Source organism: Yersinia similis, assembly GCF_001053095.1.
GTDB classification, from domain to species: domain Bacteria; phylum Pseudomonadota; class Gammaproteobacteria; order Enterobacterales; family Enterobacteriaceae; genus Yersinia; species Yersinia similis.
Window position 1 is genome coordinate 84,186 of record NZ_CGBP01000016.1, and the last position, 19,519, is coordinate 103,704.

Here is a 19,519-nt window from a genome sequence, read left to right on the forward strand (position 1 = left end):
AAAGTAGGTAAGTTTTTCAATAATAGGTCCAGATCAGAGGTCTGTCCTGTTCAGTAGTCTAATTAATTTCCAACAATTATTAGAAGGTTATTCTGTTACCAAGTCTCATTTTTGCTCAATGAATCTGTAATATTCTGTAAATTCAGCATCTATGACTGATTTTGGGGGAACTAAGCCCCATACTTCAAATCTAAAATTGAGCAATTATCTTACACGGCCTGTGATCTTGGTCGCTAAGGTTCGAAGGGGAGTATTGATGTGATGGGAGGAAAATAAAACAATGAGGATCTTCCAGCGTTATAACCCGGCTAAAGTTGCCATGTATGTCAAAACGCTATTCCGTGGTCGGTTGTATATCAAAGACATGGGGGCTTTTGAGTTCGATAACGGTAGGATTTTAGTCCCTAAAGTTAAGGATAAGCGGCATTTTGAAGTGATGGCGGAGGTTAATCGGCAAGTGTTGCGTTTGCAGGCCGATACACTGCTTACTTGAAGCCGCAGCGGTGTTAGCGGCACTTGCCCACCCTAACAGATTTAATCACGGCCCCAACTTAGGGGCCGCCATGTTTGCAGTATTCACAATTTATTCAGCGGTGGCTAGGCGTCACTGCTTTCGTGCGGTGCTTTTGGCAGGATTGGCGCTGGCTGGTCACTGAGCCTTGTCACCAGTAGCTGATCTATCTTGTAGCTATCAATATCGACCACTTCAAATTTGTAACCCGCATACTTAACAAAATCAGTTCGCTTAGGAATTTTACGCAGCATATACATCATAAAGCCGCCGATAGTTTCATAATTGCCCGATTGTGGGAAATCGTCGATATGCAGTACGCGCATGACATCTTCAATCGGTGTACCGCCCTCAATCAGCCATGAATTTTCATCGCGGGCAACAATTTGCTCTTCCTGCCCCTGACCAACTAAATCGCCCATCAACGTGGTCATTACGTCATTCAGCGTAATTATCCCAACAACTAAAGCATATTCGTTGAGGATCACGGCGAAGTCTTCACCCGCGGTTTTAAAGCTCTCCAACGCTTCTGAAAGTGTCAACGTATCTGGCACAATCAGGGCTGAACGGATTTGTACGCCACTACTGAGTACCAGACTCTGGTTACCTAATACGCGGTTCAGTAAGTCTTTAGAGTCAACGTAACCTACCACTTGGTCAATGTGACCATCACACACCAGGAATTTTGAGTGCGGATGTGTGGAGATTTTATCTTTGATACTGTCTTCACTTTCCCGCAGATCAAAATAAATCACGTTTTCACGTGAAGTCATGGAGGAAGGAACGGTTCGCGACTCCAGCTCAAAGACGTTTTCAATCAACTCATGCTCTTGCTTACGCAGCACCCCAGCGAGTGCCCCTGCTTCTACCACGGCATAGATATCATCGGAAGTGATGTCATCGTTACGGACCATGGGCAATTTAAATAGGCGGAAGATAAGGTTTGCCATCCCATTGAAAAACCAGACTAATGGGCGGAAAATCATCAGACAGAAGCGCATTGGGTTGACGATCCGGACGGCAACCGCTTCAGGTGAAATCATACCGATGCGTTTCGGGGTTAAATCAGCAAACAGAATAAATAAGCTGGTCACCAACACGAAAGAACAAACGAAACTGGCTTGATCGGCCAACTCAGGGGCCATAAAGCGCTCAAAAACGAGTTTGAACGAAGGAGAGAAGGCGGCATCACCGACAATACCACCAAGAATGGCGACGGCATTCAGGCCAATTTGGACCACGGTGAAGAACATCCCTGGCGTTTCTTGCAGTTTCAGTACCCGTAAGGCGTTGGTATCGCCCTCGTCCGCCAGCAGTTTTAGTTTAATTTTGCGTGAAGCCGCCAATGAAATCTCTGATAGTGAGAAGAAGGCGCTGACTGCAATTAAAAAAAGAATCAGTAAGATACTATTTAACATAATCTATCCGTGTCGTACCGACGATAGCGCCGGCGATCATAAGGAAGGGTCACACTATTATCTTGTTTCAGTATGTCTTTTAAATATCAAGGTATTATATCAAAACCAAGATACTGCTTAGGCACAGAACAAGGCCTATATAAAGCCCCATGATTGTGTACAGAACAGCGTTTGAATTCAAGCTAATGGCAGAAAGTGGTCATTGGGCTGAGTGAACAGCCCACACAGTATAGCAGCAGCGATGAGAGCGCCGCTAGCCTTACACGTTAGGCGGCATACAAACGCCAATACCACCAAGACCACAGTATCCATGCGGATTTTTGTGCAAATATTGCTGATGGTCATCCTCGGCATAGTAAAACGGCAGGGCAACAGCAATTTCACTGGTAATCATGCGATGATCACCGGCTTTTTCCATGGCTTGTTGGAACAGTTCCCGGCTCTTGTAAGCTTGTTCTTCCTGCTCTGGTGTCAGGATATAAATAGCTGAGCGATATTGTGTCCCGACATCACCGCCCTGACGCATCCCTTGTGCTGGATCGTGATTTTCCCAGAAAATCTGCAATAGTTGCTGATAGCTGATGACGGCGGGATCAAAAACAACACGAACCACCTCAGCATGGCCTGTACGGCCACTGCAAACTTCATGATAGGTTGGATTCGGCGTATGGCCACCGCTGTAACCTGCTGCGGTGCTATAGACGCCAGGCTGTTGCCAGAACAAGCGTTCGGCTCCCCAGAAGCAGCCCATTGCGAAGAAGGCAACGTCCATTCCCTCCGGTATATATGTCATGGAATGACCATTAACGGCATGGCGGGTGGCGACCGGCATTGATGTAAGTCGCCCCGGCAAGGCATTCGCCGCATCAATGATGGCGTTTTTATCAAAATTTTGCATAAAAAACAGACTCCAAGGTTGACAGTAAATTAGATTTTTACAGTAAATTGATAACAAGATGTTTACAGTGAATCACTATAGATAGTTGTATCTGATTGTGAGTTTGCACACAATAAGGGTCATTCTGCGTTAATCTAGCCGTAATAGCGGGGAATTTTAGGGTTACAGACTTAAATCATCTTTAAGCCTGGAGGATTATTGTGTGAGTAACGCCACTCTCCTCAACTCCCTTTGAGCGTGTTTTGACAGGAACGTAAAATTAATCAGGAGTACGCGTGCTACGATACCCTATTCTGTGTTTTGTGTGTCTATTGCTCGCCACACCTATCGCCTATGCTGCCAATGTGCGGCTACAGGTTGAAGGTCTTAGCGGTGATTTAGAAAGAAACGTCAGGGCACGTTTGTCCACAATTGGCACTGATGAAGTTACCGCTGATGGCCGTTTTCGTTCACGGGTCGATGAAGCCATTCGGCAGGGGCTACGAGCATTAGGCTATTACGATCCCACCATCACGTTTGAATTACAAAGTCGCCCGGCACCTGCACGTTCAGTGTTAATTGCAAAAGTGGTTCCTGGCGAACCGGTATTGATTGCTGGTGTTGATATCGTACTGCAAGGCGGTGCGAAAACGGATCCTGACTATCAGGCACTCGTTCGTCGCGATACCCCGAAAATTGGCTCGGTCCTCAACCACGGCGATTTCGATGATTTCACCAGTTCTCTTACTGGTTTAGCGCTACGCCGGGGCTATTTCGACGCCAATATGATCAAAAGCCAACTCGGCGTTGCCGCTCAATTACACGAGGCGTTCTGGGATATTGATTTCGACAGTGGGCAACGTTACCGTTTTGGTAAGGTTATTTTCCAAGGTTCACAAATCCGAGAAGATTATCTGCAAAATTTAGTGCCGTTCCATGAGGGGGAATTTTATACCTCTGATGAACTGGCCGAGCTGAACCGCCGTTTGGCAGCCACCAACTGGTTTAACTCGGTGGTTGTTTCGCCGGATTTCCAAGATGCCAAAGAGAGCAAAGTTTTACCGCTTGATGCGGTCGTTACCCCACGTACTGAGAATACCGTCGAGCTGGGGGGCGGTTATGCCACCGATGTCGGTCCGCGTCTGACCGCCAGTTGGCGTAAGCCTTGGATGAACTCCTTCGGGCATAGCTTAACCACCAGTACCGCGCTCTCGGCACCTGAGCAGACACTGGATTTCAGCTACCGTATCCCCTTATTGAAAAATCCCCTTGAGCAGTATTACCTGATACAGGGGGGATTTAGACGTACCGATCTAAACGACACCAATTCAGATACCACGACCTTGAACGTTGCACGTTTTTGGGATCTCTCCAGCGGCTGGCAAAGGGCGGTTAACCTGCGTTGGAGTCTCGATCACTTTACCCAAGGTCGTGTAACGGATACCACGATGTTGCTGTATCCGGGGGTGAGTATTAACCGTACCCGTCAACGTGGTGGGGCGATGCCGGTCTGGGGTGATAGCCAGCGCTATTCGATTGATGTGTCTGATACGACTTGGGGTTCGGATGTTGATTTTGGCATCTTCCAGGCGCAGAACGTGTGGATCCGGACCTTAGGTGAGAAAAATCGTTTTGTGGTGCGCGGCAATCTGGGGTGGATAGAAACCAATAATTTTGACCGTGTTCCACCATCACTGCGTTTCTTCGCCGGGGGCGACCGCAGTATTCGTGGCTATAAATTCCGTAATATTTCGCCTCGCGATAGTGACGGCAAATTAACCGGTGCTTCCAAACTGGCAACGGGCTCTCTTGAGTATCAATATAATCTCACTGGCAGGTGGTGGGGTGCCGTCTTCGTCGATTCGGGTGAGGCGGTGAACAATCTCAGCAAGAGTGACTTAAAAACAGGGGCGGGTGTCGGGGTGCGTTGGGCGTCACCCGTTGGCCCGATCAAGCTGGATATCGCGACACCAGTGGGCGATAACGAGACACATGGCGTGCAATTTTACATCGGTTTGGGGCCTGAACTATGAAGTGGGTAAAGAGACTCAGTATTGCATTCTTGCTGATTATCCTGCTATTGGTCGGTGCTCTGGGTGGGTTACTCGGTACGACCAGTGGGTTGCATTTTTTAATCAACAGCGCCGCCCGCTGGGTACCTGGGCTTGATATTGCCAATGTCAGTGGTGGCTGGCGTGGCCTCACCTTAACGGGCATTCAGTATCAAATGCCCGGCGTTACAGTCAAAGCTGGGCAATTTTATCTGTCATTGCAGCTCTCTTGTCTGAAGAATAGTGAGTTATGTGTTAACGCACTGACAGCAGAAAATATTGATGTTGTAGTGGATACTAAAGCGATGCCGCCTGCGGCACCCACGCCAGCCAGTACTGAACCCATGGGGGAACTGAGTACCCCATATCCGATTTTCTTACGTTTGCTGTCACTGAATAATGTCAAAGTGACCATTGATGACACGGCTATTTCGCTGAATGAGTTTCGTACTGGTGCACATTGGAAGCAACGTTCACTGGCTTTGATGCCGACAAAAATCAACGGGTTATTGATCGCGTTACCCAAAACGGTGCCAACTGGGGTTCCCGATGCAATGCAGCCTGCGGTTGAAACTGCCATTGCTGCCAAAGAGGCGGTTGCGCAATTATCAGCGGCTCCTGAACCCCTCACTACGTCTGGACAATCAGCCGCTGATCCGGCCCAATCAGCTACTGCACCTGGGGAAGTGGCGACCCCACTGGGTGAAAGTTTAAAAGCGCTATTTGCCAAACCGTTGCTACCTGTGTTGCCGGACTTCCGCTTACCACTGGATTTGCAGATTGAAGATATCTCAGGGCAGCAGCTTAGGTTGACCGGGGATAACGAGGTGCTTATCAGCAGTTTGTTACTGCGCGCCAGTACAAAAAATCAACGGATAACACTGGATACGCTAGAGATTAAATCGCCACAGGGCGGGCTGTCGGCGCAGGGCCAAGCGACACTGGCAGATAAGTGGCCGCTGGGTCTGGTGGTCAATAGTGCGTTGAACATGGACTCGCTGAAAGGCGAAAAAGTGAAATTGACTGTCGGTGGGGCGCTGCGTGAGGAACTCAAAGTCACGCTCAATCTGTCAGGGCCGGTCAGTGCGCAACTGGAGACCGAAACGTCACTGGCAGAGGCGGGCTTGCCGTTGTCGCTGACTCTGCAAAGCAAACAACTGCGCTGGCCGTTGACTGGCGAGCCTCAATATCAAATTAATAACCTCAGGATGCGCCTCAATGGGCAAGCGACGGATTATGCGCTCTCGATCCGTTCTGATATCAAAGGTACTGATCTACCGCCAGCGGTATTCACGCTGGATGGTAAAGGCAATGTTGAGCAATTTAATCTGACGCGTTTACGTCTGGCGGCACTGCAAGGTCACACAGATCTGACTGGGGTGGTGGATTGGCATCAAGCGATCAGTTGGAATTCGGTACTCACCTTATCGGGCATCAATACGGCCAAACAGTGGCCTGAATGGCCAGCAAAATTGGATGGTAAGATTGTCACCAGAGGCAGTATTCATGGTGGTAGCTGGCAATTACAGGTGCCGGAACTGGTACTCGATGGCAATGTGAAACAGAACCGCGTGACTGCACGTGGGTCTCTGACCGGTAATGCGGCGGGGCAGTGGCATATCCCTGGCATCGATCTGGCGTTGGGCCGTAATAAGCTTGATGTGAAAGGGGAGTTGAACGACAACTGGCTGTTGGATGCTAATGTCGATGCGCCACAACTTGATGGCGCGTTGCCAGGGTTGGGTGGCGTAGTGAAAGGATCGCTGAAATTACGCGGTAACCTGAAAACGCCGCAACTGCTGGCTGATCTCACGGCTAACCGCCTGCAATGGCAAGAATTGCACATCAATCGTATTAAAGTGGATGGCGATGTCCGCTCGACGGATCAAATTCAAGGCCAACTGGCAGTCAGAGTCGAACAGCTTCAGCAAGCGGACTTTGTGATCAGCTTGTTGACTTTGGATGCCCGTGGCAGTGAAAAACAGCATCAGTTGCGTCTGAATATGCAAGGGGATCCTGTTTCCGGCCAATTGTCTCTGGAGGGCAGCTTCGACAAGCAACAACAGCGTTGGCGCGGTACTCTCAATAACACTCGCTTTGATACCCCCGTGGGGGAATGGCGTTTAAGTCGTGCAATGACATTGGATTATCAGGACAACGCTCGGCGGGTCACCATCGGCCCCCATTGTTGGCTTAACCCAAATGCTGAACTTTGTGTACCCCGGCCAATTGAAGCAGGCCCCAGTGGGCAGGCAAGTGTGGTACTCAACCGCTTTGATTTAGCGATGATCAAACCGTTCCTCGGCCCGGATACCACCATGAACGGTGTGTTTACTGGCCGGGCAGATGTCAGTTGGAAAGAGGGCGGTAATTTACCTGATGTGCGGGTATCACTCAGTGGTAATGGGGTGAAAGTACAACAAATGGTGCAGGGCAGCCCACTGCCGATTGTCTTTGAAACCCTGAATCTGACTGGGGGGCTGGCGAGTGGGCAAGTGCGTGCCGACTGGTTGGTCAAGCTCGTCAATAACGGGCAGTTCTCTGGGCAGGTGCAAGTTGCAGACCCAGAAGGGCGGCGCAACTTATCCGGCAATGTAGCAATAAGTAATCTCTCTCTGGCGATGATTAACCCGATTCTGAATGACGGTGAAAAAGCGGCTGGCATATTGAATGCGAATCTGCGTTTGGCAGGGAATGCAAAAAACCCGCTCGTCTATGGCCGTCTGGCGCTGGATAAGGTGGATATCGATGGCAGTTGGATGCCATTCGATATTACCGAAGGGCGTTTGGCGATGAATTTTGATGGCATGACATCAACGCTAGAGGGTTTGATACGGACTTCTCAAGGGCAATTGAATCTTTCCGGCGATGCAGACTGGCGTGATATTAGCGCCTGGCGCGCCAGAATTGCGGCCAAAGGCAACAAGTTACGGGTTACGATCCCACCTACGGTGCGAGTCGATGTTTCACCGGATATTGTTTTCGAAGCAACGCCGCAGTTATTTACGCTCAACGGCTCGGTCGATATTCCTTGGGCGCGCATCACCGTGCAGGAAGTGCCCGAAACGGCCGTTGGCGTTTCCCCGAATGAGGTTATGCTCAATAATCAGTTGCAACCTATCGCACCACGGAGCGCCGGTATTCCGATCAGCAGTAATTTGGTTATTCGGATCGGTAACGATGTCCGTTTGAATGCATTTGGCCTGAAAGCCCGCTTGCAAGGCGATTTGAGAATGATGCAGGATCAGCGTGGGTTAGGGCTGAATGGGCAAATTAATATTCCGACCGGGAGTTTCCGCGCTTATGGTCAGGACCTCATCGTCAACAAAGGAGTATTGCTGTTCTCTGGCCCACCAGATCAGCCGCTACTTAATATTGAAGCGATCCGAAATCCTGATTCTACCGCTAATGGTGTTATTGCCGGAGTACGTGTTACGGGGATGGCAGATTCCCCGCGCATGGAGGTATTCTCTGATCCGGTGATGTCCCAGCAGGAGGCCTTGTCTTATCTGCTACGCGGCCAGGGGCTAGGAAATTCGGGGGCTGACAGCAGTATGATGACCTCAATGTTGATCGGCATGGGGGTTGCACAAAGTGGTAAATTGGTGGGCAAAATCGGCGAGGCATTTGGTGTCAGTAATTTGGCATTAGATACTCAAGGGGTCGGTGATAGCTCACAAGTGGTCGTGAGTGGTTACGTCACCAAAGACCTGCAAATAAAATATGGTGTGGGTATATTTGACTCACTGGCTACGTTAACGTTACGTTATCGGTTGATGCCCAGGTTGTATCTGGAAGCGGTGTCTGGTATTGATCAGGCATTAGATTTGCTTTATCAGTTTGAGTTTTAACCATGCGAATTATTGTTTACGGCAGTTTACGGCGCAAACAAGGTAATAGTCATTGGATGACGGACGCTCAGTTACTGGGTGAACATGACCTTGAAGGCTATGAAATGTACAATTTAGGCCATTATCCGGCGGTTATCCCCGGAGACGGCACTGTGCATTGTGAAGTTTATCGGATCAATTCTTCGATTATGAATGAGTTAGATGAACTTAAAAGCAATACGAAGGACTATCGACGTGAGTTGATCAAGACGCCGTATGGCAGTGCCTGGATATATCTGTATCGCTTGCCGACAGAGGGTTTATCGCGCATTTACAGCGGAGACTGGCTAAAGCGCCATGAAGAGATTGATAAGCCGTAAAAAGTAAGCAGTAACAAACAAGGTAAGCAGTAACAAAAAAACACCGCACAAGGTAAACGGCCCTATTTTGGGGCCTGTTCACGATAGGCGGTGTTTTTTTATAGGCGATACGCAGAACTATTTCTTAGCACGCTCGAAAGAAGAAAGGATTTCAGCTTTGGCTGCTGCGGCATCTTCCCAGCCGTCAACTTTCACCCACTTGCCTGTTTCCAGATCTTTGTAATGCTCAAAGAAGTGTTTGATCTGTGCTTTCAGCAATTCAGGCAGATCCTGCACATCTTTAACGTGATCGTATTCTTTGGTCAGCTTGCTGTGTGGGACTGCAACCAGTTTGGCATCTTCGCCTGCTTCGTCGGTCATTTTCAATACGCCAACCGGGCGGCAGCGAATGACTGAACCCGGCTGTAACGGATATGGTGTTGGTACCAGCACATCAACCGGATCGCCATCTAATGACAAGGTGTTATTGATGTAACCGTAGTTGCATGGGTAGAACATGGCAGTGGACATAAAACGGTCTACAAACAGAGAGCCAGTTTCTTTGTCGATTTCATATTTAATAGGATCGGCATTGGCAGGGATTTCGATCACAACATAGATATCTTCTGGCAGGTCTTTACCTGCGGGTACTTGGTTCAAGCTCATGTCGGTTTCCTTTTATCAAACCAGAAATGGAGTGCTGGCTATTATAGCCAAGTCTTTTATGAATTCCTGTCCTTTTCATCGTCAGATTACGTTGAGATAGCCTGAGGTAGGGCTATTTTATTCCGTTAGAAATAAAAAACAGCGGCTTAAAAGGCCGCTGTTATCTTATTTTTGAAGGGAGCGACTGCATTACTGCCAGTTACTTGGCTTCTTCATCTGGGAATTTAGCGATAAACCCTTCCGCATCTTCCACCATGGATTTTGTTCCCACGAAGAACGGTGCGCGTTGATGCAGTTTCTCTGGCACGATGTCCAGGATACGGTTCACCCCATCGGTGGCTTTACCACCGGCTTGCTCTGCGAGGAAGGCCATTGGGTTGCACTCATACAACAAACGCAGTTTCCCTTGAGGATGGCTGGCGGTGCTTGGGTAAATATAAATACCGCCCTTCAACAGGTTACGATGAAAATCAGCAACTAATGAACCAATATAACGGGAGGTATATGGGCGCTTAGTAGCTTCATCTTGCTCCTGGCAATACTTGATGTATTTTTTTACACCCAGAGGGAATTTAATGTAATTCCCTTCGTTGATGGAATACATGCAACCGGTTGCAGGATAGCGAACTTTTTCGTGGGATAAACAGAAAACCCCCAGAGAAGGATCGTAGGTAAAGGCATGGACACCGTAACCCGTGGTATAGACCAACATGGTTGAGGAACCGTAAACAACATAGCCTGCCGCGACTTGTTTGGTACCCGGTTGCAGGAAGTCTTCTTCAGTGATTGGTGTCCCAAATGGCGTAATACGACGATAAATTGAGAAAATTGTGCCAACAGAAACATTCACATCAATATTTGAAGAACCATCCAGTGGATCCATCAAAACGACATACTTGGCATTTTCTGCTCTTCCGCCATCAAAAATGACAATATCATCTTCTTCTTCGGAGGCTATACCGGCAACTTCACCACGTGCTTTAAGGGCGGCCTTCAACTTTTCATTGGCGAACAGATCCAGTTTCATCTGGTCCTCGCCCTGAATATTGGAAACGCCGCTGGCACCTAAGATATCAACCAGACCTGCTTTGTTGATATCGCGGTGAATGATCTTTGCGCCGAGTTTGATTGCTGAAAGTAATGCAGTTAATTCGCCAGTGGCGTGAGAGAAATCGAGCTGTTTCTCGACGATGAATTCGCCTAACGTTTTCATGACACAATCCCTGAATCTACGGTTAAATATCGATTTATTAATACACAACACAGCTAATGTCAGCAGTGTAGCCCAAAGGTAAGATTGATTCATAGGCAATTCCATTTCTTCTCTTTGATTCTGAGCGGTAGAATGGCTACAAATTTTAAGCTTATTAATACGGAAGATTTATGCGCATTCACATCTTAGGTATCTGCGGCACTTTTATGGGGGGCTTGGCGATGATCGCTCGTTCACTCGGGCATGAAGTGACCGGAGCGGATGCTAACGTGTATCCACCAATGAGTACTTTGCTTGAAAATCAAGGGATTAACTTAACTCAGGGCTATGATCCGGCCCAACTTAATCCAATACCGGACCTGGTGATTATCGGTAATGCGATGACTCGCGGTAATCCGTGTGTAGAAGCGGTATTGGAGCAAGGCATTCCATATGTTTCAGGCCCACAGTGGTTGCATGACCATGTGCTCCCCGAACGCTGGGTGTTGGCGGTCGCAGGGACTCATGGCAAGACGACAACAGCTGGAATGCTGTCTTGGATCCTCGAAGCCTGCGGTTATGAGCCAGGTTTCGTGATCGGTGGGGTACCGGGTAATTTCGATGTCTCTGCCCGCTTAGGTAATAGCCCATTTTTTGTGATTGAAGCGGATGAATATGATTGTGCCTTCTTTGATAAGCGCTCTAAATTCGTTCATTACAGCCCACGCACTCTGATCATGAATAATCTTGAGTTCGATCATGCTGATATTTTTGATGATATTAAGGCGATTCAAAAGCAATTCCATCATCTGGTCCGTTTGGTGCCAGGGAAGGGTAAGATTATTTTGCCGGATAATGATAATAATCTGAAGCAAGTGATGGCGATGGGCTGCTGGAGTGAGCAAGAGCTGGTGGGTGAAACCGGCAGTTGGCTTGCCCGTAAAGTGTCTACCGATGCCAGTGTTTATGAGGTTTTACTCGATAATAATGTGGTCGGCGAAGTGAACTGGTCATTGGTGGGTGAGCACAATATGCATAATGGCCTGATGGCGATTGCGGCCGCCCGCCATGTTGGCGTACTACCAGCCGATGCTTGCCGGGCATTAGGGGATTTTATTAATGCCTCCCGCCGGTTGGAACTACGTGGAGAAGCGCACGGTGTCACTGTTTATGATGATTTTGCTCATCATCCTACTGCTATTCTTGCCACGCTGGCGGCTCTGCGCAGTAAAGTCGGTGGAACAGCACGGATTCTGGCCGTACTGGAGCCACGCTCTAATACGATGAAGCTGGGGCTATGCAAAAATGAGCTGGCACCTTCATTAGGCCGCGCGGATGAAGTATTTCTGTTCCAGCCGCAGCACATTCCTTGGCAAGTGGTTGAAGTGGCTGAAGCATGTATCCAGCCAGCGTATTGGAGTGCTGATATCGACCAGTTAGTCGATATGATTGTGAAGACAGCACAGTCTGGTGACCATATTCTGGTGATGAGCAACGGTGGGTTCGGCGGGATTCACGATAAATTGCTTAGTGCATTGGGTAAAAAAGCAGAACAAGTAACGGCATTGTTGGATTAGTCTGGATAAAAGATCCTCGGTACGTGGGGGGAGTGTGCTGGGAATGACAACGAAGGATACAAATCCTCATCTTGAAAATATGCCCCTGTAAATGGGGCATTGGCTGTTGATGATTCTAGCTCGGTGATCGAAGAGGTACCGCACCTAGATATAAGGGCACTCCGGCGACTTATGTCGCTACGACCCCAACGGCACGTTTCCCCTTCAATTGACTTTGTCAGCAGTCTGATGCGGCACATAAGGCCGCATCTTTATATTGCTCGGTGTTTAAGGAGGGGGGTTAAAGCTCCTGTTCGAATAGCCCAAGAATGGCTTCGTGCAGTTGCTTAACGGTAAAACCTCTGGCAGGCGTGGTGAAAATAGTATCATCACCAGCAATACTACCTAAGATACCTTCTGCTTTACCTAATGAATCCAGCAAGCGAGCTATCAGTTGAGCCGCACCTGGGCTGGTATTAATGACAACGACCGAATCATTATAATCCACATCCAGTACCAGATTCTTGAGTGGGCTGCTGGTGGTCGGTACACCCAGCTCTGCAGGTAAACAGTAAACCATCTCCATTTTGGCATTACGCGTTCTGACAGCACCAAACTTTGTCAGCATCCGGGAAACCTTGGATTGATTAATGTTTTCAAAGCCTTCTTCCTGCAAGGCCAAAACGATCTCGCCTTGAGAACTAAACTTCTCTTCTTTCAATAACGCTTTAAACGCCTTGATAAGATCTTCTTGCTTTGCGGGATTGCGCATCTGTTATGCCTTGAGCAGTAAAAAGGAATAAGATTATTATGCATATAAATGAATTTTTATTCAACATGGCAGTAAGGCATTGTCTGGAAAAGCACTGATACCAAGGCACAGTAAAATTTTAATATCACTTTTTTGTCACAATTATGCTAAATCACTTTTCATGCTTATTCTGCGATAGTAATGAGAATGTTATTAAAATGATGTTGTTCTGATGTAACGGAAGGGTGTAATGTAACCACCGGTTAACTTGCCATAAATATATTTGTAAATATTAGAATAATGTGCGCTATCTCATTAATGAGTAAGCGATTTAATCTAAAATGTACGAATGTTATGCACCTTTTTGATGCGTGATATCTCACTCTAGCTGTTAATTTATTGTGTTTAAAATCACAATAAATTAAGGTGCATAACTAGATGAATTCACGGCAAATTTAAATTAAATATAATAAGGAGTATAGGATGAAAGTTGCAGTTCTCGGCGCCGCTGGTGGGATTGGACAAGCCCTCGCTCTTCTACTCAAGACCCAGCTTCCTTCAGGTTCAGACCTCTCTTTATATGATATCGCGCCAGTAACGCCTGGTGTTGCTGTCGATCTGAGCCATATCCCTACAGCCGTTAATATTAAAGGCTTCAGCGGCGAAGATGCTACACCAGCCCTTCAAGGGGCAGATATTGTGCTGATTTCTGCTGGTGTCGCGCGTAAACCTGGTATGGATCGTTCAGATCTGTTCAACGTCAATGCGGGCATTGTTCGTAATCTGGTTGAGCAAATTGCGCGTACTTGCCCGAACGCATTGATTGGTATCATCACTAACCCAGTCAACACGACCGTCGCTATTGCTGCTGAAGTGCTAAAAAAAGCAGGCGTTTATGACAAGAATAAGCTGTTTGGTATTACCACTTTGGATGCCATTCGCTCAAATACCTTTGTTGCCGAATTAAAAGGTAAGCATCCACAGGATATCGAAGTGCCGGTTATTGGTGGCCACTCTGGTGTGACTATCTTGCCATTGCTATCACAGATCCCTGGCGTTAGCTTCACAGAACAAGAAGTTGCAGATTTGACCAAACGTATCCAGAACGCAGGTACCGAGGTTGTAGAAGCGAAAGCCGGTGGTGGGTCCGCGACTCTTTCTATGGGGCAAGCTGCGGCACGTTTTGGCCTTTCTCTAGTACGCGCTCTGCAAGGTGAAAGCAATGTTGTTGAATGCTCTTATGTTGAAGGCGATGGCAAATATGCCCGCTTCTTTGCTCAGCCTATTCTACTGGGTAAAAACGGTGTCGCTGAACGTAAAGATATCGGTAAGCTGAGTGCTTTTGAGCAACAAGCGCTGGAAAATATGCTTGATGTTTTACACAAAGATATCGAGTTAGGTGAGAAGTTCGTTAATCAATAATATTCTCTTCGGCCTTGACGTTGCAGGGGGTTAGCTGCGCGTGTTACTCGGCCCATCCATGGGCCTCGGTTCTGCGAGCAGTGTTCAAATCTGCTCCCGGGGCTAAGTGTCAATAACAGTTGTCACCCGAATCGCTTACTGTCGTTGACCTTAGATAAATAGGCTCATCGGGACGATGAGCCTGAGGTTATTGACAAAGTGCCCGCGACGGAGAGAACAGGCAGATCGTAAAGACGCCGGCTTCCCTGTATAAAAATAGTCTTCCCTGGGGGCTCGAGCCGCGCCCCCAGGCGCGGACTCTTTACTCTTCTGCCTATCCTCACCGTTCAAGATCGAGTCATCGGGGTTTGTCAGCAGTCTGAATGGTTGATAACCATTTTTCGTTTACTGGCTTCCTACTTGCAACGCCAATGACTTTGGGTATAGAGACAAACAGGGGCTAACTGAAAGAGTACGAACTGTAGCCCCTGATATTATAATGATACTACCCGCAGTCGTGAGACTTATCGGCAGAGTAATAAGAAGATCACTCCCACCCTGTGAGCGGTAAGCTGATGGGGTTTTTTATGGCTGTGTTGGGGTTGGTCGTATCCTTACTTTGCGATCAAGGAGATTCCCTGTCTTGGGGTCAAAATAACGCGTTGGCCAGATCTCCGAAGGATGAATATCCAGACACTCTGCAATCAGCCACTCACCTTTCGGCCAGGGTCGAGTCAATGCATTGGCGAGCGTGGAGGAGCTTAATCCTGCCTTGCGGGAAAGGGCTGCCAGAGTGGTACCTTTCTTACGTAGTGCAGCAATGATGTCGGCTGGATGCCAATCAGATTTCCTTAAAATCATCTTTAATCCTTTTTTTTTCTAAGCTGCTGACGTGTTAGTGATATAAATAACGGTACATCGTTAATTATACAGTGAACAAAAAACAATCATTTAGAAAGATAATATCATTTATTTTCCCAAAAAATTTAAATGTTTTCTAAAAATTTCTTTTTTGTGTCTCAACGCATAGTAGGAAGCAACGCCATGAAAAAAGAGTGGTTTGCCGCTAAGGAATTGGCAGGTCTTGAGGGACTACCTTCATCACCACAAGGAATAAACCTCATGGCTAAACGTGAGGGATGGGAGCAACGTCGCCGCCGGGGAGTTCAGGGAAAGGCAGTTGAATACCATATTGGCAGTTTACCAATCACGATCCTGAATTCATTACAACTCAGAGAAGAGCCTGCTCAATATGCCACGACACGGCAGGATCCGTTAGCCCTATGGGTTGAAGCTTACTATCGTTTTACAGAGACTGAACGGGAACAGGTCATCAGCTTTATTTTCCGTGAAGGGGCTAAAAGCCTTATCGAACGTTTGGAAATGGATTAATCCGTGGGTAAAGATAGGATATGACCGCGCTTACTCATTAATGGAGTAAACCCGGATGGTGAATCCGGGTTTCTGAATAATTTCCACAAAAGCATAATCAAAAACTGCGTTGCACCGAGATATGCGCCAAGCCTTCAAGAGCCAGACGATAATCACTTTCAGGTAAAGTGTGTAATGCGGCAATAGCTTTGTCTGCTTCTTCTTCGGCACGCTGGCGGGTATATACCAGAGAGCCACACTGCTCCATGGTAGCCAGCACAGGTTCAAGTAAATGACGGCCACTCCCCTGTTCAATCGCTTGCCGGATCATTGCCGCTTGTTCTGGCGTGCCATTATGCATGGCATGCAGCAGTGGCAACGTCGGTTTACCTTCATTCAGGTCATCCCCCGTATTTTTGCCTAACGTGGAACCATCTGCGCTGTAATCCAGCAGGTCATCAATCAGCTGGAAGGCAGTCCCCAGATAACGACCATAGTTCTGTAATGCCAGTTCCTGCTCTTCGCTGGCATCTGATAATATTGCGGCAGATTGTGCAGCGGCCTCGAATAAGCGTGCTGTTTTGCTGTAAATGACCTGCATATAGTTTTCTTCAGTGATGTCCGGGTTATTACAGTTCATTAACTGTAATACCTCTCCTTCGGCGATAACGTTTGTCGCTTCAGACATCAATGTCAGCACTCGCATTGATTGCAGCCCTGTCATCATCTGGAATGAACGCGTATAAATGTAATCGCCGACCAACACACTGGCAGCGTTGCCAAATTCTGCATTGGCGGTCGCTTTGCCACGCCGCATATCGGATTCATCGACGACATCATCGTGTAGTAGTGTCGCAGTATGGATAAACTCGATGAGTGCCGCGACGGTGATATGCTTGCTGCCCTGATAGTTAAGGGCTCGGGCCACCAAGACCGCGATCATTGGGCGAATACGTTTTCCACCACCGCTGATAATGTAATGACCCAATTGATTGATAAGAACAACATCAGAGTTCAATTGGTCGAGAATTGTTGCATTCACAGCCGCCATATCCGGCGCGGTTAACTCGATAATCTTTTCTAGGTTCATTGTTTTATTCAGCTGTTTTTCTCTTTAACTACGATGAGATTACCGCTCACATTATTACATGACGTTCTCTGAGACCATGATTGTACTTGAAAAACGCATCAAATAAATGAGATGTAATAAACTGTGCTTTTTTTCTTCTCTCGTACTGATTATATACTTGTCATTCGCTACATTTTTGCGTAGAATTCGCGCCCTATTGTGAATATTTATAGTGCGCTCTGGACTACAAAAGTGGAGTGCGCGGAAAGCGGAGTTTTATATGTACGCGGTTTTCCAAAGTGGTGGTAAACAACACCGAGTAAGCGAAGGTCAGACCATTCGCTTGGAAAAGCTGGACATCGCAACTGGTGAAACAATTGAGTTTGACCAAGTTCTGATGATTGCTAACGGTGAAGAAATCAATATCGGCGCTCCTTTAGTCGATGGCGGCAAGATCAAAGCTGAAGTTATTGCTCACGGTCGCGGCGAGAAGATTAAGATTGTTAAATTCCGTCGTCGTAAGCATTACCGTAAGCAGCAAGGTCATCGTCAGTGGTTCACTGATGTTAAAATCACCGGCATCAGCGCTTAAGATTTAGGAGAGCGGATAAATGGCACATAAAAAGGCTGGTGGCTCGACTCGTAACGGTCGTGACTCCGAAAGCAAACGTCTGGGCGTAAAACGTTTTGGCGGCGAAGCAGTTCTGGCAGGCAGCATCATCGTTCGTCAGCGTGGCACTAAATTCCATGCAGGCATCAATGTAGGTTGCGGCAAAGACCATACTCTGTTTGCTTTGGCTGACGGTAAAGTCAAGTTCGAAGTTAAAGGCCCGAAAAACCGTAAATTTATCAGCATCGAAGCTGAATAAGTTTTTCGCGACCTGTAAATAGATGTAAGCCCTGCAATTTCGTTGCGGGGCTTTTTACATTTCTGGCTCGACCCCCACCTGGTAAAAAATGGATACGAAACAGCAGGCTGGTTTAGGTATTTTTCTGGCACTAACCACTGCCGTATTCTGGGGTGCTTTGCCGATTGCAATGAAGCAAGTACTTGAGGTTATGGAGCCGTTTACCATCGTCTGGTATCGCTTCATGATGGCGGCTATTGGCCTAGGGATTATCCTGGCTTCACGTCGTCAGCTTCCCTCTCTTAAACTTTTTCGCCAACGTCGCTGGCTAGCATTACTGATCGTTGCGACCTGTGGCTTGCTGGGGAATTTCATCTTCTTCAGTTCATCATTACAATATCTAAGTCCAACGACGTCCCAGGTCATTGGGCAACTTTCGCCAGTCGGGATGATGGTTGCCAGTGTTCTGGTTCTAAAAGAGCGGATGCGTATCACCCAAGTGATTGGTGCGGGTATGCTGATTTGTGGCCTATTGTTATTTTTTAACACCAGCCTACATGAAATTTTCACCCGTCTGACGGATTATACCCTTGGCGTTGCATTGGGTGTCTGTGCGGCGGTAGTCTGGGTAAGTTATGGTGTTGCCCAGAAGGTGCTATTAAGGCGTATGGCATCGCAACAAATCCTATTATTGCTGTACACTTTATGTGCGATTACATTGTTTCCACTGGCGAAGCCTGCTGTCATTTTTCAGCTTAACGGGTGGCAGTTTGCCTGTTTACTGTTTTGTGGTGTTAATACCTTGGTAGGTTACGGTGCTTTGGCTGAAGCCATGGCGCGCTGGCAAGCAGCGCAGGTAAGCGCACTCATCACATTGACGCCATTGTTTACCTTGTTTTTTTCAATTTTATTGGCGCTGGCTTGGCCAGATATGTTTGCCGCACCGTCCCTCAACCTTGTCGGGTACGCAGGTGCATTTGTGGTGGTGGCAGGTGCAATGTTTTCCGCAATTGGTCACCGCTGGTGGCCACGTCGGACAGAAATAAACCTGGTTGCTTTGCAAAAGCAGCCGGTGAATGATTTACGGAGAAAGTAAATTATTCAAGGTTTTTAAGCTATTTCATGCCTTCTCATTTTCCTGAATAATCCCTTTACTATCAATTATTAAGAGTGATAGTGTGACCTGATGTTGTTTACTGTTTTCGGGTTCATACAATGAACGGTGTATCACTCGGTGTATCACTTTTTGAAGGCGTTTATGGCGGGAACTAACAAACTCAGCGATAAAAAATTAAAGTCTCTCCATTGTATCAATAGTGATTCTGTCAAAATGTTTGCTGATGGTGCTGGGTTAAGCGCTAAGGTTTCCGCGCAAGGTAGCATTAGCTGGGTGTTCACTTATCGGCTTGGTGGGCGAGAGTCTAAATTGGAGCGGTTAGTTCTTGGGCGCTATCCAGATATGACACTGAAAGCGGCAAGAGATAGGCGTGACCAATGTCGAACATGGTTAGCTGGTGGTTGTGATCCCCGCCGTCAATTGCTGGAAGATGTTACGCAGACATTGAAGCCGGTTGTAATGGTCTAATCATTCCGGACACTTTGTTAGAGATATAATGAGC

17 protein-coding genes and 1 pseudogene are annotated in these 19,519 nt (G+C 47.5%); 11 read left to right on the forward strand and 7 right to left on the reverse strand.

Features of this window, described 5'->3' with window-relative positions; all coding sequences use genetic code 11:
• Window positions 1–280: 280 nt before the first annotated feature.
• Window positions 281–493, forward strand: coding sequence for a DUF1107 domain-containing protein (locus tag AC971_RS13155; protein ID WP_025382390.1), 213 nt, complete (start codon window positions 281–283; stop codon window positions 491–493).
• Between the two features lie 104 nt (window positions 494–597).
• Here the strand turns inward: AC971_RS13155 and paeA are convergent, their stop codons facing one another.
• Both paeA and msrA read right to left on the reverse strand, forming a co-directional pair.
• On the reverse strand, window positions 598–1,929 hold the full coding sequence (gene paeA / locus AC971_RS13160) for a polyamine export protein PaeA (RefSeq protein WP_002210164.1): 1,332 nt from the start codon (window positions 1,927–1,929) through the stop codon (window positions 598–600).
• Window positions 1,930–2,188: 259 nt separating this feature from the next.
• Window positions 2,189–2,827 carry a peptide-methionine (S)-S-oxide reductase MsrA gene (msrA, locus tag AC971_RS13165; RefSeq protein ID WP_025382391.1) on the reverse strand — a complete coding sequence of 213 codons (639 nt, stop codon included), beginning with the start codon at window positions 2,825–2,827 and terminating at the stop codon, window positions 2,189–2,191.
• Between the two features lie 275 nt (window positions 2,828–3,102).
• Here msrA and tamA point away from each other — a divergent pair, with 275 nt between their 5' ends.
• The 3 genes from tamA to AC971_RS13180 are packed head-to-tail and all read left to right on the forward strand — an operon-like array spanning window position 3,103 to window position 9,067.
• Window positions 3,103–4,839 (forward strand): autotransporter assembly complex protein TamA, encoded by a 1,737-nt coding sequence (tamA, locus tag AC971_RS13170; protein WP_025382392.1) that lies wholly within the window; start codon window positions 3,103–3,105, stop codon window positions 4,837–4,839.
• Complete coding sequence (gene tamB / locus AC971_RS13175; protein ID WP_025382393.1) at window positions 4,836–8,708, forward strand: autotransporter assembly complex protein TamB; 3,873 nt, start codon at window positions 4,836–4,838, stop codon at window positions 8,706–8,708. The genes tamA and tamB overlap by 4 nt, the downstream gene beginning before the upstream one ends.
• Window positions 8,709–8,710: 2 nt before the next feature.
• On the forward strand, window positions 8,711–9,067 hold the full coding sequence (locus AC971_RS13180; protein WP_025382394.1) for a gamma-glutamylcyclotransferase family protein: 357 nt from the start codon (window positions 8,711–8,713) through the stop codon (window positions 9,065–9,067).
• Between the two features lie 117 nt (window positions 9,068–9,184).
• Here the strand turns inward: AC971_RS13180 and ppa are convergent, their stop codons facing one another.
• Both ppa and fbp read right to left on the reverse strand, forming a co-directional pair.
• A complete protein-coding gene (gene ppa, locus AC971_RS13185) occupies window positions 9,185–9,712 on the reverse strand; it encodes an inorganic diphosphatase (RefSeq protein WP_002210169.1) in 528 nt (175 codons plus the stop codon).
• Between the two features lie 199 nt (window positions 9,713–9,911).
• Window positions 9,912–10,925: a class 1 fructose-bisphosphatase gene (fbp, locus tag AC971_RS13190; protein WP_011191626.1), complete on the reverse strand. Its 1,014-nt coding sequence runs from the start codon at window positions 10,923–10,925 to the stop codon at window positions 9,912–9,914.
• 170 nt (window positions 10,926–11,095) lie between these two features.
• On the opposite strand from fbp, the gene mpl reads away from it, so the two are divergent.
• Window positions 11,096–12,481 (forward strand): UDP-N-acetylmuramate:L-alanyl-gamma-D-glutamyl-meso-diaminopimelate ligase, encoded by a 1,386-nt coding sequence (mpl, locus tag AC971_RS13195; protein WP_025382395.1) that lies wholly within the window; start codon window positions 11,096–11,098, stop codon window positions 12,479–12,481.
• A gap of 280 nt (window positions 12,482–12,761) precedes the next feature.
• Here mpl and argR read toward each other — a convergent pair whose 3' ends face one another.
• A complete protein-coding gene (gene argR, locus AC971_RS13200; RefSeq protein ID WP_004707043.1) occupies window positions 12,762–13,232 on the reverse strand; it encodes a transcriptional regulator ArgR in 471 nt (156 codons plus the stop codon).
• Window positions 13,233–13,694: 462 nt separating this feature from the next.
• On the opposite strand from argR, the gene mdh reads away from it, so the two are divergent.
• Entirely contained in the window at window positions 13,695–14,633 is a 939-nt protein-coding gene (gene mdh / locus AC971_RS13205; RefSeq protein ID WP_025382396.1) for a malate dehydrogenase, read from the forward strand.
• A gap of 564 nt (window positions 14,634–15,197) precedes the next feature.
• Here the strand turns inward: mdh and AC971_RS13210 are convergent.
• Window positions 15,198–15,473, reverse strand: a complete 276-nt coding sequence (locus tag AC971_RS13210) for a helix-turn-helix domain-containing protein (protein WP_025382397.1) — start codon at window positions 15,471–15,473, stop codon at window positions 15,198–15,200.
• 183 nt (window positions 15,474–15,656) lie between these two features.
• Between AC971_RS13210 and AC971_RS13215 the strand changes: the two genes are divergently transcribed.
• Window positions 15,657–16,004: a DNA-binding protein gene (locus tag AC971_RS13215; protein WP_025382398.1), complete on the forward strand. Its 348-nt coding sequence runs from the start codon at window positions 15,657–15,659 to the stop codon at window positions 16,002–16,004.
• A gap of 97 nt (window positions 16,005–16,101) precedes the next feature.
• On the opposite strand, the gene ispB is transcribed toward AC971_RS13215, so the two are convergent.
• On the reverse strand, window positions 16,102–17,073 hold the full coding sequence (gene ispB / locus AC971_RS13220; RefSeq protein WP_025382399.1) for an octaprenyl diphosphate synthase: 972 nt from the start codon (window positions 17,071–17,073) through the stop codon (window positions 16,102–16,104).
• A 259-nt stretch (window positions 17,074–17,332) separates the two neighbouring features.
• Between ispB and rplU the strand changes: the two genes are divergently transcribed.
• From rplU to AC971_RS13240, 4 genes and pseudogenes are all read left to right on the forward strand, one after another.
• Entirely contained in the window at window positions 17,333–17,644 is a 312-nt protein-coding gene (gene rplU / locus AC971_RS13225) for a 50S ribosomal protein L21 (RefSeq protein WP_025382400.1), read from the forward strand.
• Window positions 17,645–17,663: 19 nt separating this feature from the next.
• Window positions 17,664–17,921 carry a 50S ribosomal protein L27 gene (gene rpmA, locus AC971_RS13230; protein ID WP_002210179.1) on the forward strand — a complete coding sequence of 86 codons (258 nt, stop codon included), beginning with the start codon at window positions 17,664–17,666 and terminating at the stop codon, window positions 17,919–17,921.
• A gap of 88 nt (window positions 17,922–18,009) precedes the next feature.
• Complete coding sequence (locus AC971_RS13235) at window positions 18,010–18,996, forward strand: DMT family transporter (RefSeq protein WP_025382401.1); 987 nt, start codon at window positions 18,010–18,012, stop codon at window positions 18,994–18,996.
• 162 nt (window positions 18,997–19,158) lie between these two features.
• Window positions 19,159–19,479, forward strand: a pseudogene (locus AC971_RS13240) (Arm DNA-binding domain-containing protein); the annotation flags it as partial.
• Window positions 19,480–19,519: the final 40 nt, after the last annotated feature.

Excerpts from the sequence above, each read along its gene's own strand:
- AC971_RS13155 (WP_025382390.1), top strand. The coding sequence starts at position 281 with ATGAGGATCTTCCAGCGTTATAACCCGGCTAAAGTTGCCATGTATGTC.
- paeA (WP_002210164.1), bottom strand. The coding sequence starts at position 1,929 with ATGTTAAATAGTATCTTACTGATTCTTTTTTTAATTGCAGTCAGCGCC.
- msrA (WP_025382391.1), bottom strand. The coding sequence starts at position 2,827 with ATGCAAAATTTTGATAAAAACGCCATCATTGATGCGGCGAATGCCTTG.
- tamB (WP_025382393.1), top strand. The coding sequence starts at position 4,836 with ATGAAGTGGGTAAAGAGACTCAGTATTGCATTCTTGCTGATTATCCTG.
- AC971_RS13180 (WP_025382394.1), top strand. The coding sequence starts at position 8,711 with ATGCGAATTATTGTTTACGGCAGTTTACGGCGCAAACAAGGTAATAGT.
- ppa (WP_002210169.1), bottom strand. The coding sequence starts at position 9,712 with ATGAGCTTGAACCAAGTACCCGCAGGTAAAGACCTGCCAGAAGATATC.
- fbp (WP_011191626.1), bottom strand. The coding sequence starts at position 10,925 with ATGAAAACGTTAGGCGAATTCATCGTCGAGAAACAGCTCGATTTCTCT.
- mpl (WP_025382395.1), top strand. The coding sequence starts at position 11,096 with ATGCGCATTCACATCTTAGGTATCTGCGGCACTTTTATGGGGGGCTTG.
- argR (WP_004707043.1), bottom strand. The coding sequence starts at position 13,232 with ATGCGCAATCCCGCAAAGCAAGAAGATCTTATCAAGGCGTTTAAAGCG.
- mdh (WP_025382396.1), top strand. The coding sequence starts at position 13,695 with ATGAAAGTTGCAGTTCTCGGCGCCGCTGGTGGGATTGGACAAGCCCTC.
- AC971_RS13210 (WP_025382397.1), bottom strand. The coding sequence starts at position 15,473 with ATGATTTTAAGGAAATCTGATTGGCATCCAGCCGACATCATTGCTGCA.
- AC971_RS13215 (WP_025382398.1), top strand. The coding sequence starts at position 15,657 with ATGAAAAAAGAGTGGTTTGCCGCTAAGGAATTGGCAGGTCTTGAGGGA.
- ispB (WP_025382399.1), bottom strand. The coding sequence starts at position 17,073 with ATGAACCTAGAAAAGATTATCGAGTTAACCGCGCCGGATATGGCGGCT.
- rplU (WP_025382400.1), top strand. The coding sequence starts at position 17,333 with ATGTACGCGGTTTTCCAAAGTGGTGGTAAACAACACCGAGTAAGCGAA.
- rpmA (WP_002210179.1), top strand. The coding sequence starts at position 17,664 with ATGGCACATAAAAAGGCTGGTGGCTCGACTCGTAACGGTCGTGACTCC.
- AC971_RS13235 (WP_025382401.1), top strand. The coding sequence starts at position 18,010 with ATGGATACGAAACAGCAGGCTGGTTTAGGTATTTTTCTGGCACTAACC.